13 protein-coding genes are annotated in these 14047 nt (G+C 72.0%); 7 read left to right on the top strand and 6 right to left on the bottom strand.

What is annotated here, in order from left to right; all coding sequences use genetic code 11:
- Nucleotides 1-88: 88 nt before the first annotated feature.
- From zwf to D7193_RS02265, 3 genes are all read left to right on the top strand, one after another.
- Nucleotides 89-1468 (top strand): glucose-6-phosphate dehydrogenase, encoded by a 1380-nt coding sequence (zwf, locus tag D7193_RS02255; RefSeq protein ID WP_120777703.1) that lies wholly within the window; start codon nucleotides 89-91, stop codon nucleotides 1466-1468.
- Nucleotides 1469-1561: 93 nt separating this feature from the next.
- Nucleotides 1562-2206, top strand: coding sequence for a TetR/AcrR family transcriptional regulator (locus D7193_RS02260; RefSeq protein WP_120777704.1), 645 nt, complete (start codon nucleotides 1562-1564; stop codon nucleotides 2204-2206).
- A 144-nt stretch (nucleotides 2207-2350) separates the two neighbouring features.
- Nucleotides 2351-4654, top strand: a complete 2304-nt coding sequence (locus D7193_RS02265) for a M64 family metallopeptidase (RefSeq protein WP_206611840.1) — start codon at nucleotides 2351-2353, stop codon at nucleotides 4652-4654.
- 108 nt (nucleotides 4655-4762) lie between these two features.
- Here D7193_RS02265 and D7193_RS02270 read toward each other — a convergent pair whose 3' ends face one another.
- The gene (locus tag D7193_RS02270; RefSeq protein ID WP_120777706.1) at nucleotides 4763-5959 is read right to left on the bottom strand and encodes a low temperature requirement protein A; all 1197 of its coding nucleotides are present in this window, start codon (nucleotides 5957-5959) and stop codon (nucleotides 4763-4765) included.
- Nucleotides 5960-6129: 170 nt separating this feature from the next.
- Here D7193_RS02270 and D7193_RS02275 point away from each other — a divergent pair, with 170 nt between their 5' ends.
- Nucleotides 6130-6321, top strand: a complete 192-nt coding sequence (locus D7193_RS02275; protein WP_120777707.1) for a DUF6767 domain-containing protein — start codon at nucleotides 6130-6132, stop codon at nucleotides 6319-6321.
- A gap of 313 nt (nucleotides 6322-6634) precedes the next feature.
- Nucleotides 6635-7210, top strand: coding sequence for a DoxX family membrane protein (locus D7193_RS02280; RefSeq protein WP_120777708.1), 576 nt, complete (start codon nucleotides 6635-6637; stop codon nucleotides 7208-7210).
- 55 nt (nucleotides 7211-7265) lie between these two features.
- Here D7193_RS02280 and D7193_RS02285 read toward each other — a convergent pair whose 3' ends face one another.
- The 3 genes from D7193_RS02285 to D7193_RS02295 are packed head-to-tail and all read right to left on the bottom strand — an operon-like array spanning nucleotide 7266 to nucleotide 9566.
- Nucleotides 7266-8252, bottom strand: a complete 987-nt coding sequence (locus D7193_RS02285; RefSeq protein ID WP_120779191.1) for a transporter — start codon at nucleotides 8250-8252, stop codon at nucleotides 7266-7268.
- Nucleotides 8249-9139, bottom strand: coding sequence for an ABC transporter ATP-binding protein (locus tag D7193_RS02290; RefSeq protein ID WP_120777709.1), 891 nt, complete (start codon nucleotides 9137-9139; stop codon nucleotides 8249-8251). Before D7193_RS02290 ends, D7193_RS02285 begins: the two co-directional genes overlap by 4 nt.
- 10 nt (nucleotides 9140-9149) lie before the next feature.
- Nucleotides 9150-9566 (bottom strand): GntR family transcriptional regulator, encoded by a 417-nt coding sequence (locus tag D7193_RS02295; RefSeq protein ID WP_120777710.1) that lies wholly within the window; start codon nucleotides 9564-9566, stop codon nucleotides 9150-9152.
- Between the two features lie 149 nt (nucleotides 9567-9715).
- On the opposite strand from D7193_RS02295, the gene D7193_RS02300 reads away from it, so the two are divergent.
- Nucleotides 9716-11041, top strand: a complete 1326-nt coding sequence (locus tag D7193_RS02300) for a low temperature requirement protein A (RefSeq protein ID WP_120777711.1) — start codon at nucleotides 9716-9718, stop codon at nucleotides 11039-11041.
- A 151-nt stretch (nucleotides 11042-11192) separates the two neighbouring features.
- Here D7193_RS02300 and D7193_RS02305 read toward each other — a convergent pair whose 3' ends face one another.
- Both D7193_RS02305 and D7193_RS02310 read right to left on the bottom strand, forming a co-directional pair.
- Nucleotides 11193-12848 (bottom strand): MDR family MFS transporter, encoded by a 1656-nt coding sequence (locus D7193_RS02305; RefSeq protein WP_120777712.1) that lies wholly within the window; start codon nucleotides 12846-12848, stop codon nucleotides 11193-11195.
- Nucleotides 12845-13414, bottom strand: coding sequence for a MarR family winged helix-turn-helix transcriptional regulator (locus tag D7193_RS02310; protein WP_158674758.1), 570 nt, complete (start codon nucleotides 13412-13414; stop codon nucleotides 12845-12847). Before D7193_RS02310 ends, D7193_RS02305 begins: the two co-directional genes overlap by 4 nt.
- Here D7193_RS02310 and D7193_RS02315 point away from each other — a divergent pair.
- Nucleotides 13413-14036 (top strand): TetR/AcrR family transcriptional regulator, encoded by a 624-nt coding sequence (locus tag D7193_RS02315; protein ID WP_120777714.1) that lies wholly within the window; start codon nucleotides 13413-13415, stop codon nucleotides 14034-14036. The two genes, D7193_RS02310 and D7193_RS02315, sit on opposite strands and share 2 nt — an antisense overlap.
- Nucleotides 14037-14047 lie beyond the last annotated feature (11 nt).

Genomic DNA, 14047 nt, shown 5'->3' on the forward strand with positions numbered 1-14047 from the left:
GTCGCGCAGCTCACGCCACCGGCGATGGACGCCGCACAGGCCGCGCAGGAGCCTTGGAAAGCTGATTCCAAGATGAGGTGACGTTGCCATGGACCTGCGCTCAGACGCTGTCGTGCTCTTCGGCGTGACCGGAGACCTGGTCGCGAAGAAGCTCTTCCCGGCGCTGTACGAGCTGACCCGCCGCGGCCGGCTCGACATGCCGGTCATCGGCGTCGCCCGCTCCCGCTGGGACCACCAGCAGCTGATCACGGCGGCGCGCAAGTCGGTGCTGGAGGCGAACGGCCGGGTCGACGACGAGGTCTTCGACGCCCTCACCCGGCGCCTCACGATGCTCTCCGGCGACTACGCCGACCCGGCGACCTACCAGCGCCTCGCCGAGGCGCTCGCCGCCGCCCGCCGGCCGCTGTTCTACCTGGCCATCCCGCCCGCGGTCTTCACCGCGGTGGTCGACGGCCTCGCCGCTTCCGGCCTGGCCGGGCGGGGTCGTGTCGTCGTCGAGAAGCCGTTCGGTCGGGACCTGGCCTCGTCACGCGAGCTGAACCGGGCCCTACGGACGGCCTTCGACCCGGAGCGGATCTTCCGGATCGACCACTACCTGGGCAAGGAGTCGGTGGAGGGGCTGCGGGTGTTCCGGTTCGCCAACCGGATCTTCGAGCCGCTGTGGAACGCCGAACACATCGACAACGTCCAGATCACCCTGGCCGAGGGCTTCGGCACGGAGGGCCGCGCCGGCTTCTACGACCGGATGGGCGCCACCCGTGACGTCCTGCAGAACCACATGCTCCAGGTCGTGGCCCTGCTCGCCATGGAGCCCCCGGCCACGGCCGGGGACGACGCGTACCGCGCCGAGGAGGTGCGGGCGCTCCGCCAGGTCGAGCCGCTGTCGCCGGAGTCCACGGTCCGCGGGCAGTACGCCGGTTACCGGCTCGAACCCGGTGTGGCCGCCGACTCCAACACCGAGACGTTCGTGGCCACCTCGCTGCGGATCGACTCCCCGCGCTGGGCCGGGGTGCCCTTCCACCTGCGTACCGGCAAGCTCATGCCGGGCACGGCCACCGAGGTCGTCGTCGAGTTCAGGACGCCGGAGCGCGACCTCGTGCCGGCGACCGGCGGGGACGCTCCCCGGCCGAACCTGCTGCGCTTCCGCCTCGGCCGCAACGACGGGATCACGCTGTCGATCCAGGTCAAGGAGCCCGGCGCCGAGGTGACCGGCCGCACGGTGGAGCTGCCGGTGGACTTCGGGAGCGCCCTCGGGCACCGCCGTGAGGCGTACGAGCGGCTGCTGGACGACGCGCTGGACGGGCGGCACCTGCGGTTCGCCCGCGAGGAGGCCATCGAGCAGGAGTGGCGGATCGTCGAGCCGATCCTCGACCTGCCGGAGCCCGTCGCGTCGTACCCGCGCGGCAGCTGGGGCCCCGCCGCGGCGGAGACGCTCGCCGGCCACTGGCACACCCCGATCCTGCGGTGACCCGCCGGCGGGTGGGCCTTTGCGTACGGACCCACCCGCCCCGGGCCGGGGCGGACGCCGACAGCCACGGTTACCCGACGGTAGGATGAGGCGATGACGCCCACCGACGCCACCGCCACCGCGGGCTCGGCGCCGCCCGCGCCCCGGATCACGGCCGCCGGCCGCCGCACCCGGGACCGGATCGTGCGGACGGCGGCGGAGCTGATGTTCCGCAAGGGCGTGGCCGGCACGAGCATCCCGGACGTGCAGCAGGCCGCCAAGGTCAGTGCCTCGCAGATCTACCACTACTTCGGCGACAAGAGCGACCTCGTCCGCGCCGTCATCCGCCACCAGATCGAGCGGACCCTCGAAGGCCAGCGGCCGCTGCTCGACCGGCTGGACAGCTTCGAGGCGCTGCGTGCCTGGTGCGACGAGGCCGTCGAGGTGCAGAAGCGGCGCAACTGCGAGGGCGGCTGCGAGATCGGCTCCCTGGCGAGCGAGCTGGTCGAGACCTGCGAGCTGATGCGCGGTGAGCTGGTCGCGGCATTCGACCGCTGGGAGGCCCCGATCCGCGAAGGGCTGCGCCGCATGAGGGAGACCGGCGTGCTCGTCGCCGACGCCGACGTCGACCACCTGGCCACCGCGATGCTCGCGGCCGTCCAGGGCGGGCTGCTCCTCACCCAGGTCCGCCGCTCCCCCGAGCCGTTGCGCGCCGCCACCGACGCGGCGATCGGCTACGTCGAGACCTTCGCCGCCTGACTGACCCCGCTGGCCCGGACGGCGGTCTATCGCCGACGCTCGAAGGGTTATGCCCCGGGCCGAACCCTTGTACGGTCCCTATGACCACGATCACGGCCGATCCGTGTGCCGGGGATCGTGCGGCCTTCGGGGAGGGGCGTGAGCGTGAAGATCAGAGCAGCGTTGTGCGTGGCGGCCATGGTCGCGGCGGGGCTGGTGGCCGGGCAACCGGCGGTCGCCGCCGACGTGGGCAGCGCCACCGTGGTCCCGATCCAGGTGACCGGCGACCCGGCCGAGCGCTTCAACCTGGTGGTGCTCGGCGACGGCTACACCGAAGCCGACCTGCCCACGTTCCGGTCGCACGTGGACAAGCACCTCAACACGCTCTGGACGATCGAGCCGTTCAAGTCGTACCGCAGCTACTTCAACGTCTACGCCGTCGAGATCGTCTCCGCCGAATCCGGCGTGGACTGCGATCCCGGCCTGTCCGACCCGCGGCGCGACACCGTGCTCGACATGGGCTTCTGGGGCGGCTGCAACCCCGCCAGCGTGCAGCGCCTGCTGTCCGTCAACGGCTCCCGGGCGAACACGTACGCCAACCTGGCGACCGGCACCAACCCGGGCAACCGGCAGCTCATCGCGCTGGCCAACAGCAACACGTACGGCGGCGCGGGCGGCACCAACGCCACGGCGTCCGGCGGCAACGCCCTGTCGGCGCTCATCGGCCCCCACGAGATCGGGCACTCGCTCGGCGGCCTCCAGGACGAGTACGACTACTACGCCCGCGGCGAGGCCGGTGACACGTACGAGGGACCCGAGCCGTCCTCGGTGCACCACACCCTCCTCACCGAGCAGCAGATGCGCGACACCCGGAGCAAGTGGTGGCGGTGGCTGGGTGAGCCGAGCGAGTCCGGCGGCACCATCGGCCGCTACGAGGGCGGCATGTACCTGCAGAAGGGCGTGTGGCGGCCCAGCCAGCACTCGATGATGAAGTCGTTGGGCTTCTACTTCGACCAGGTGGCGCGCGAGCGGATGACCCAGCGGATCGCGGGCAAGGTGAGCATCCTCTCCGGCGGGACGCCCGCGGACCGGCCGATCGGTGCCGACCGGGTGGTCTCGGTGAAGACGCTGCACCCGGTCAGCCACGAGCTCGCGGTAACCTGGTCGGTCGACGGCGCCGCCGTCCCCGGCACCGGGAACGCCCGCAGTCTCGACCTGCGCGCGTTGCGGCTCGCGCCCGGCACGCACACCGTCACCGCCACGGTGACCGACCCGACCCCGTTCGTCCGCGACCCCGCGGTGCGGGAGTCCGCAGCCCTCACGAAGCGCCGCACCTGGACGGTCGACACCGCCCTCACCACCCCGGCGGTGGAGGAACCGCTGGCGATCACGGCGTCGACGGCGACCGACCGGCCCGTCGGCGCCCAGGACGTGGTGTACGTGGAGACCACCCAGCGGACCGACCGGGTGCCGGCGGTGACCTGGACGCTGGACGGCCGGCCGGTGGCGAATCCCGGCCACGACGGTGACCTGGAACTGCCACCGCTGAGCCTCACCGGCGGCAGCCACCGGCTCACCGCCACGGTCAGCGACCCGGTGTCCCACGAGTCGGTGACCCGCGCCTGGACGGTCGACGCGGCACGGCCCCGGGTCGAGTACGACCTCTCGGAGCCGCTGCTGACCGTGGCCCGGCCCGGCAGGCCCACCGAGTACGTCTTCAACGGTCCGTTCACCATGGGTCTGACCGGCACGGACGAGGGCACCGGCCAGGTCACCGCCGAGTTCCGCCTCGACCGCGACGGCTGGCACAACTACTACGGTTGGCCGACCGACGCGCGGCAGCCCTTCCTGTTCACCGCCACCGGCACCGACGTGGACGGCCTCGTCTACGGCAACCTCGGCTCGGGCGGCTTGTCGGTGTCGCCGTTCGCGCAGCGGTCACCGGGGTACGGGCGGCACACGGTGGAGTACCGGGGCATCGACGCGGTGGGCAACATCGGCGCGGCCGGCGAGTTCGTGGCGACCCTGATCCCGTCGCCGCCGGCGTGCACCACCGTCGTCTCCGGCCGGCACGCGGGCGCGCTGGTGGTCAGCTCCGGCGTCACCTGCCTGCGCGACGCCACGGTGTCGGGCGCGGTGACGGTCCGCCCCGGCGCCGCGCTCGTGGCCGAGCGGTCCTCGATCTCCGGCACGGTGACCGCCGCCAGCGCGACCTCCGTCGACCTGCTCACCAGCTCGGTGCGGGGTGCGGTCACGCTCACCGGCACGACGGGCCGCGTCACCGTGGTGGGCAGCAGGGTGGACGGCGCGCTGGTCCTCACCGGCACGGCCACCGGCACGACGGCGCCGGTGCTCGCGGGGAACCAGGCGAGCACGGTGCATTGTGCGGGCAACAGCCCGGCGCCGGTCAACCTCGGTGCGCCGAACACCGTGCGGGGTGCGGCGTCGGGGCAGTGCCGGGGCCTGTGACGCGGTGGGTGCGGCCCGGGGCGGGCGTCCCGGGCCGCGCCGACCCGCCCGGGTGCCGCGTGGGGCGGCACCCGGCCGTCGAGGCTACGGAAGCCCTGACCACCGGCGCTACAGCGTGGGGTTGGTCTCCGGGCCGTGCCGGTGGAGCCGCCAGTCGACGACGGCCACCCCGGCCAGGATCACCCCGACGGCGACGGCCGCGGCGAGGGGCGGCAGGAAGAGCGTGACCGGCGCGGTTGCGCCCAGGGCGATCAGGCCGAGGTAGAGCGCGGGACATCGACGGCTGATCTGGTCCGAGGGCTCGAGGTAGGCCCGGCCCAGGAGGAAGATCGCCGGCCCACCGAAGATCACGACCACCAGCGCCCAGTCGAGCGACACCTCCATGTGCTCCACGACCTGACTGAAGCCGACCGCCGTGCAGATGACCCCGCCGACGATGAGCAGCAGACTGAAGCTCGACCAGCGGGACAGGTGCGGGGCTCCGCCGCCCACGCTCACCTGCGCCGGTCCTTTCGGCCCGACGTGGTAGAAGTAGATCCGCCAGAAGGCCACGACGGCCACGAAGGCGGCGACGAGCACGACGGTCCGCCGGAGGGAGAAGCCCGGGAAGCTGACGGCGGCGCCCGCCTCTAGCACGACCTCCGCCAGAGCGATCATGAAGAACTGGTTGTACCGCTCGGCGAGGTGCTCGTAGTTGACCCGGCCGAACCCCTGCCGTGAGGCGCCGAGCCGCGGCGCGGGCCAGCTCAGGGCGCTGCCGAGCACCTCGATGGCGAGGGCCGCGGTCCAGAAGATGCCTCGCCCCAGGCCACCGCTGATGCCGCCGCCGATCCAGAGCACGCCGGACACGACGTGCCAGACGAGCGTTCGCGCGGGCTGCCGCCACAACGACTGCCGGCGCAGCGCCAGCGTCAGATAGAGCGGGCGGCCGACCTGGATGAGGACGTACGTGCAGCAGAAGATCACACCGCGCTCGCCGAACGCCTGCGGCAGCGAGACCGCGAGCACCAGCGTGCCGAACATCGTGGCCAGCAGCACGACCTGGATGTCCGGACTGCGCGGGTTGTAGACGCTGGTCATCAGCGCGTTGAGGGACCAGATCATCCACATCGCGGTGAAGAACAGCAGCGTCTGGCCCGCCTCGGACAGCAGCGTGTGCCGCACGATCGTGAGGTCGTCCGCCACCCGTCCGGCGAGGCGCGCGAGCGCGAAGACGTAGACGATGTCGAACAGCAGCTCCAGGACCGTCGCCTCGCGGGGGACCGCGCCCACGCCGAACCAGCGGCCTTCAGCTCGCGTCAGCATGTCCGACTTAGGACGCTATGCACCCCCATCGCGCTAGTTCTACCATGGCCGATCCCGTGCGCGGGCCCGCACGGAGCGTCCGGCGCTCTCCGACCCACACCGCCGGACCGGATCCCGCCGCGGGACCATCGGCCCTGCCCGGGCGCTTCGCCGAGGTGGAGGCTGATGGCATGAGTGGCCGTACGCCGAGGCCGGACGCGCGGTGCCCGCTGCGCCCCGGAGAGCCCTGCACGCTGTGCCAGCTGGACGTGACCGGCCCGCAGGACTGCCCACTCGTCTACCTGGTGATGACCGACGAGCAGCTGCGTACCGGGGTGCACCGCGACCGGCTGGCGAGCCGCGCCCGGCGCCGGGACGGATGAGGCCGGCTCACCCGGCGAGCGTTGCCCGGGGTGCTGGTGAGCAGCTTGCACCCGGTGTACCCGCCGGCGGGCGCCGGCATGACCAGCAGTTCGCAGAATCGGCTCGGTCACGGTGGCCGTCGGCGGCGCGCGGGCGGGGTGCTCTCTGGAGGTTGGAGCCGCGGTCCCGTCCCCGTGGGGCCGCCCGGCCCGGCCCGGACGTCACGCCGGCACGGGTCGAAGGTCCCGCCGGTTGCGGTCCGCCGGCACTGCTGCCGACGAACCGCAGCCGGTGAAATGGAGGTGTAAACGAGAAGGGAAAGGAGACGGCGAGATGACCGCCATCGCCGAGCGTCCGACCATCAACCGGACCGCCACCAACACCGCCCACCGGACCATCGCGACCCCGGCCGAGACGACCCGGGAGAAGGCCACCCGGTACGTCCTCGCCGGACTGCGCCTCGCCCTCGGATGGACCTTCCTCTGGGCCTTCCTCGACAAGATGTTCGGCCTCGGGCACGCCACGAAGGCCGCGCAGGCCTGGATCGACGGTGGCAGCCCCACCAAGGGCTTCCTGGGCAACGCCGTCGCCGGCCCGTTCGCCGACTTCTACCGGTCGTTCGCGGGCGCCGCCTGGGCCGACTGGCTGTTCATGATCGGCCTCGCCGCCATCGGCACGGCCCTGATCCTGGGCGTCGGCACGCGGATCGCCGCCGTGGCCGGCTCGCTGCTGCTGGTGATGATGTGGACCGCCGTCCTGCCCCCGGAGACCAACCCCTTCATGGACGACCACCTCATCTACGCCGGTGTCCTCGCCGTCCTGGCCCTCACCGCCGCCGGCGACACCCTCGGTCTCGGCCGGTACTGGGCACGCATCCCGCTCGTGCGGCGGCTGCCCTTCCTGAAGTGACCGCTCACCACCGAAGGCGGCACCCCCGGCGGGTGCCGCCTTCGCCGTGGGCGGATCAGGCGATGCGGCGGATCCAGCGGACCGCCAGGTAGACCAGCAGCAGGGCGAGGGCGACGAAGATACCCGTCTCGATGCCCTGGAAGAGCCAGAACCGGTCGGCGGGCTGGTACAGCTGCCAGTTGTAGGCGCCTGGCCCGAGGCCCAGTTCCTCGCCGCAGACCCGGCCCTGGGGCATCTGGTCGGCCGGCGGGCACATGATCCTGCTGCCTTCCAGCACCATCTTCCCGTCGGCGTCGCGGATCCCGTTGGCGAGGATCCAGTCGCCCCGGCCCTCCTGCGGTTCGGCACCTGTTATCGGGAACGTGAGGGTCTCGGCGGGCTGGTATCGGGGCCGGGCCAGCATCTCCACCGCCGCGCGTACGCCGACGTACCCGAAGAGGGTGACGGCCATCGCCGGCAGCATCCGGCGCCAGACCGTGCCGGCGAAGATGCCGAGCGCCACGGCGAACAGGGTGTAGCCGATCGGCACGACACCCTGCAGGTCGAAGACGATGAAGCCCAGGCGGCCCTCCTGGGCGGTCTTGGTGAGCGGGTCGACCCACCACGACATGCCGAGCCCGTAACAGACGGCCAGGGCCAGCACGACCGTGCCGACCAACCCGACCTTCACCAGCGCCCAACGCTGCCGGCTGATCCCCTGGGTCCAGACGAAGCGGTGTGTGCCGTGCTCCACCTCCCGGGCCACCAGCGGCGCGCCCCAGAACAGGCCGACGAGCAGCGGCAGGATGAGCAGCAGGACGGCGACGAGGTTCAGGGCGCCGTACTGGTTCGTGAACCGGTGGAAGCCCTGCTCGCAGGAGTCCCGGGTCTCCGGTGCCACGCCGGCGCTGGCGAGGTCACGCACACACTGGGGCAGCCCGAGGTCGGCGAAGGAGTTCCGCATCGCCAGCCCGATCGGGACCATCAGGGCGGCGAGCGCCGCGAAGGCGAGGAGCGTGAACAGCACCTGCCGTCGGTGCTGCCGCCAAGCCATCCAGATCATGCCGGTACCCCCCATGCGGAATGGCTGGTCGTGCTGTCGACGTCGGCCAGGTAGGCCAGGATGAGGTCCTCCAGGGCCACCTCCCGGACCGTCCAGGACGGATCGGTGATCGGCCCGTCGGTGCGGACGAGCAGGGTGGACTGCCGGTCGGTGTGGCTGGCGCGGACCACCGCCGCGACCCCGCCGATCGGTCCGCCGTCGTGCCGTGGGCCGACGAGCCGCCGGTGGTCGGCCACGATGTCGTCGGCGGCGCCGAGGAGCTGGACCCGCGCGGCATTCAGCACGATCAGGTAGTCGCAGACCCGCTCCAGGTCGGCGAGCAGGTGCGACGAGAGCAGGACGGTGGTGCCGGCGTCGGCCACGCTGCCCATCAGCGACTGGAGGAACTCCCGTCGGGCGAGCGGGTCCAGGCTGGCGACCGGCTCGTCGAGCAGCAGAAGCCTCGGTCGTTTGGCCAGGGCCAGGGCGAGCGCCACCTGCGCCCGCTGGCCGCCGGACAGCTTGCCGACCGGACGGTCGGGCGGGATGCCGAGCTGGGCGAGCCGGTTACGGGCCAGGTCACCGTCCCACCGCTGGTTGAGCTTGGCGCCGGCCGTGACCAGCTCCGCCGCGGTGAAGTCCCGGTAGAGCGGGGTGTCCTGGGCCACGAACCCGATGTCGGCGAGGCTGCCCCTGTTGTCGTACGGTGACTCGCCGAACACCCGGACCGTCCCCGCGTCGGGCCGGAGCAGGCCGACGGCCAGGTGCAGCAGGGTGCTCTTGCCGGCGCCGTTCGGGCCGACCAGCGCGGCGATCCGCCCGGCCGGCAGGCGCAGCGAGCAGTCCCGCAACGCCCAGTTGTTGCCGTATCTCTTACCTAACCGGTCGGCCTCCAGGACCACGTCCATCTTCGTCCTCTCATTCCGCTCGCGCGGTCTGCCTCTGCGATGTGTCGTCGGCGAGTGCGGCCCGCAGGGTGGTCTCCACCAGGGCGGTGACGTCCTCGGGCGTGAGCCCGGCCGCCCGCGCCCGGCGCAGCCACGCCTCCAGGTCCTCGCGCAGCTCGGCCTGGTTGGGCAGGGACGCGCCGGCCAGCGTCCGCTCGACGAACGTCCCGACCCCGGGCCGGCCGGCCACCAGTCCCTCGATCTCCAGTTCGCGGTACGCCTTGAGCACCGTGTTCGGGTTGATCGCCAGCGACTGCGCGACCTCCCGGACCTTCGGCAACTGGTCGCCCGGCACCAGTAGGCCGACCCGGAGGGCCTGCCTCACCTGCTGCACCAGCTGCATGTAGGTGTTCACCTTGGACCGGCTGTCCAGCACAAACTCGATCACTCGAGACGATCCTCTCTATTGTCCTACGCCAGTAGGACAAGTCGAGGATGAATCGCCCGACTGGGCGTTGTCAAGAGTGATCCCGGCGGGTCGCGGCGAGCGAGGCCGAATCGGCCCACGACGCCTTCCGGCGCTGGGAGACTCAACCGGTGGGCGGGTTCCGGTGGCGCGGCATGCTGGGGCCGGCCGTACCCATCGCGCCAGGCACCCGCGCCGACAAGTTCGAGCTCTTCTTCGATCTCGTCTTCGTCGTCTCGTTCTTCATCATCACCCGGGCCACGGCCGCGAACGTCACCGGCACCGAGCTGCTGCACGCGCTGCTGGTGCTCGCCGTGCTGTGGTGGTGCTGGGTGGTGCACAGCGTGGTGGCCAGCCGGGTTCGGCTCGGCGAGGGCTTCGTCCCGGTGGCCATGGTGCTGGGCATGGCGGCGCTGTTCACGTTCGCGCTGGCCCTGCCCCAGGCGTTCGACGACCCGCAGCACGGGGTGGCCGGGCCCATGCTCGTCGCGATCAGCTACGTGGCGATCCGGCTCGTGCACCTGGGGCTCTACCTGCACGCCGTCCAGGGCAAGCCGCACTCCCGCCGCAAGATGCTCCAGTTCGTGCCGGAGATCGCGCTCACCACCGTCCTGCTGGTGATCGCCGCGGTGCTCCCCCAGCAGATCGCCGACTCGGGGACGGCCGTCCTCGTACGCGACAGCCTGTGGGTGGCGGTCGTGGTCATCCAGTACGGCAGCGGCCTGGTGGCCGGCACGTGGGGGTGGGAGCTGCCGTCGGCCGAGCACTGGACGGAGCGCTACGACCTCATCCTGATCATCGCGCTGGGCGAGTCGGTCATCTCCGTCGGCGTCGGCGGCAACCTGATCGGTAAGCCGGTGACGTGGGAGGCGATCCCGGCGGCCATGTTCGGCATCGTGTTCACGGCGGCCCTGTGGTGGGCGCACTTCGACTTCGTCGGCCCGGCCGCGCGGATCGCGCTGCACGCCGCGCAGGGCGGCCCGCGGATCGCACTGGCCCGGGACGCGTACGCGTACCTCTACCTGCCGATGATCGCCGGCGTGATCCTCTTCGCGATCGGCGCCGAGGAGGTCGTCCGGGCCATCACCGACCCGGCCGGCGGGGTGGGCGAACGGGCGCACGGCCCCGCCATCCCCCTGCTCTTCGGCGGGGTGATGGTCTACCTCGCCGCCGACCTCGCGTTCCAGCTGCGCGCGCTGCGTACGGTCACCTGGACGCGGATCGGCGTGCTCGCCGCCCTGGGCGCCGCCCTGCCGATCGCCGGGTACCTGCCCGCGCTGGCCGCGCTCGGCCTGCTCACCGCGATCTGCGTCGCCCTCGTCACGATCGAGGGGGTGGTGTTCGCCGACTCCCGGCGAGCCCTGCGCGCGGCCATCCTCGAGGAGAAGACCACCCACGAGAGGAACGAGGCCGCCTTCCGCGCCCGGTGGCACGACGGCCACCCCCCGACCCCGTGATCAAGGGTTTCGCGTCAGGATCCGGCCCCGGGACGACGCAAACCTCTTGATCACCGGGGCCACCGGCGGGGACGGGCCGGGCGGGGGTGGGCCGGAGACGGCCGGGCCGCCCTGCCGTCAGGCAGGGCGGCCCGTGTCGGAGCCCGAGCGGTCAGCGTCGGGTGGACGCCCGCTCCGGCGTGCCGCCGGAGTTCACGTCGTCGACGTTCACCTCGTCGAAGGCCGGTGCGCCGTCGACCGCGTCGGCGGCCACGGCCGCCGAGCGGGCGGCGTCCGGCAGGTCGAGGCTGTTGCGCAGCGTGACCGGCTTGAGCAGGAGCGCGGCGATGACACCCACCACGGCGATGGCCGCCGAGATGAGGAAGATGTGCCCGGTGGCGTCGCCGTACGCGGCCCGGACGATGTGCTGCACGGCCTCGGGCAGCGCGGTGATGTTCAGGTTGCTGCTGTCGCCCCCGCCCGAGGTGGGGACGCCCGCGGCGGCCAGGTCGTGGGTGATCTGGTCGCTGACGCGGCGGGCGAGCACGGCGCCCAGCACCGACACGCCGATGGTGCCGCCGAGAGACCGGAAGAACGCCACCGTGGAGCTGGCCGCGCCGATGTCCTTGAGCGACACGGTGTTCTGCACGGCGAGGACCAGGTTCTGCATGGTCATGCCGACGCCGACGCCGACGATCAGCATGGCCGCGCCGACCAGGACCAGCGAGGTCTCGTGGTCGATCGTGCCGAGCAGCGCGAAGCCGGCGACCAGGACGATCGAGCCGACCACGATGTACGGCTTGATGCGCCCGCTGCGGGTGATGAGCCGGCCCGCGATGATCGAGGAGAGCAGCACGCCGGCCATCATCGGGATGGTGAGCAGGCCGGCCTCGGTCGGGCTGTAGCCGCGACCGATCTGGAAGTACTGGCCGAGGAAGACCGCGCCACCGAACATGGCCATACCGACCGCGAGGCTGCCCAGGATGGCCAGCGCCGTGGTGTGCTCACGGACGATCGTGAGCGGCACGACCGGCTCGGCCGCGCGCGACTCGACCCAGACCGCCAGGGCGAGCAGGATCAGCGAGCCGCCCACCATGGCGCCGGTCTGCCAGGACACCCAGGCGAACGAGCTGTCGACGAACGAGATCCAGATGAGCAGCACGCTCACGCCGGCGGCGATCAGGGACGCGCCCAGGTAGTCGATCTTGACGTTGTCGCGCCGCACGGTGGGCAGGCGCAGGGTGGCCTGGAGCAGGATCAGCGCGACGACCGCCACCGGGACGCCCACGAAGAAGCACCAGCGCCAGCCGAGCCACGAGGTGTCGACGATGAGGCCGCCCAGCAGCGGGCCGCCGACCGTCGCGAGGGCCATCACGCCACCGAGGTAGCCGTTGTAGCGGCCCCGCTCGCGGGGCGGGATCATGGCCGCGATCGCCACCTGGACCAGGGCCTGCAGGCCACCGACGCCGATGCCCTGGAAGGCGCGGGCGGCGATCAGCTGACCGGCGCTGTGCGAGAAGCCGGCCACCACCGAGCCCAGCAGGAAGACCACGATCGCGACCTGGATCAGGAGCTTCTTGTTGAACAGGTCGGAGAGCTTGCCCCAGATCGGGGTGGTCGCGGTGGCAGTCAGCAGGGTCGCGGTGACAACCCAGGTGTACTGGGTCTGCGAGCCGTTCAGGGCGCCGATGATCTTCGGCAGGGCCGTCGAGACGACGGTGCTGCTCAGCATCGCGACGAAGAGCACCAGCAGCAGACCGCTGAGTGCTTCGAGCGTCCGCCGGTGCGTCATCGGCTCGACGCCGGCGGTTGTGGTGGGTGCGCTCATCGCGCGGCCTCCATGGTGTCGTGATTTGCCAGCGCGACCTCGATGTCGCGCGTGAATCGGTTCAGCCCGGCACTGAACGCGGCGACCTCGTCGGGCGTCCACCCGGCGAGCGCCCGTTCGAGCAGCCCGGCGTACCAGGCATGGGTGTCGGTCAGGGTCTTCCGGCCGTCGGGGGTGAGGGCCAGGACGTGCGCCCGCTTGTCGGCCGGGTCGGGACGCCGCTCGACCAGACCCTCCGTGACGAGGCTGGCCACGGCGCGGCTGACCGTCGAGGGGTCGAGCCGGGTGCGCGCCGCCAACTCCCGGGCGTGACAGCCCGTGTCGAGCCGGTCGATCTGCGTGAGGAGGCCGACCAACCCGATGGGCACTCCCGGCCGTTCGTCGGCCCGGCGCTGCTTCACCAACCGGATTCCCCGGACGAATTCGTGCAGGCAGAGCACGAGTTCACGAAACTCACCAGCCACGATTCCCCCGATCCAGATGGTTGCCTCATGCAAGCATCTACAAATCTTGCCCAACAGGCAAGTTTGCACCTTGAGAACTGCGTCACGTACCGTGAAAGTCATGGACGAAAGCCCTGGCCTGCGCGAACGCAAGAAGGCGGCGACGCGCCTCGCGTTGCACGACGCCGCCCTCCGGCTCGCCATCGACCAGGGCCTCGACCGGGTCACGATCGAGGCGATCGCCGACGCCGCCAACGTGTCCCGGCGGACGTTCTCGAACTACTTCTCGAGCAAGGAAGAGGCGATCTTCCACGGCGACACCATGCGCCTGCGCCGGATGCTGGAGCTGATCCGCGAACAGCCGACCGACGAGCAGCCCTGGACCGTGCTGACCCGGGCGGCACTGCGCCTCACCGAGGAGAGCTACCTCGACGCCGACACGGAGTGGCTGACCCACCGCCGGCAGCTGCGCGGCCACCCCGGCCTGGCCGCGCACCAGGTGGCGGCGTACGCGACGGTCGAGCGGGAGGTCGCCGCGGAGCTGGCCCGCCGGCTGGACGGCGACGACGCCGCCCTGCGGTCCCGGGTGCTGGCGGCGACCTTCCTCGCCACCGTCCGCGTGGCGGTGCAGGGCTGGATCGAGCACCCGGAGCAGCCCCTGCTCGACGCCGTACGCGCCGCGCTCGCCGCCGCGGCCCCCGCGCCGACCCGGCCCGCGGATCTCGCGGCCGACCCCACCCCCTGAGCCGGGACACC

This window comes from Micromonospora costi, from assembly GCF_003626655.1.
Lineage (GTDB): Bacteria > Actinomycetota > Actinomycetes > Mycobacteriales > Micromonosporaceae > Micromonospora > Micromonospora costi.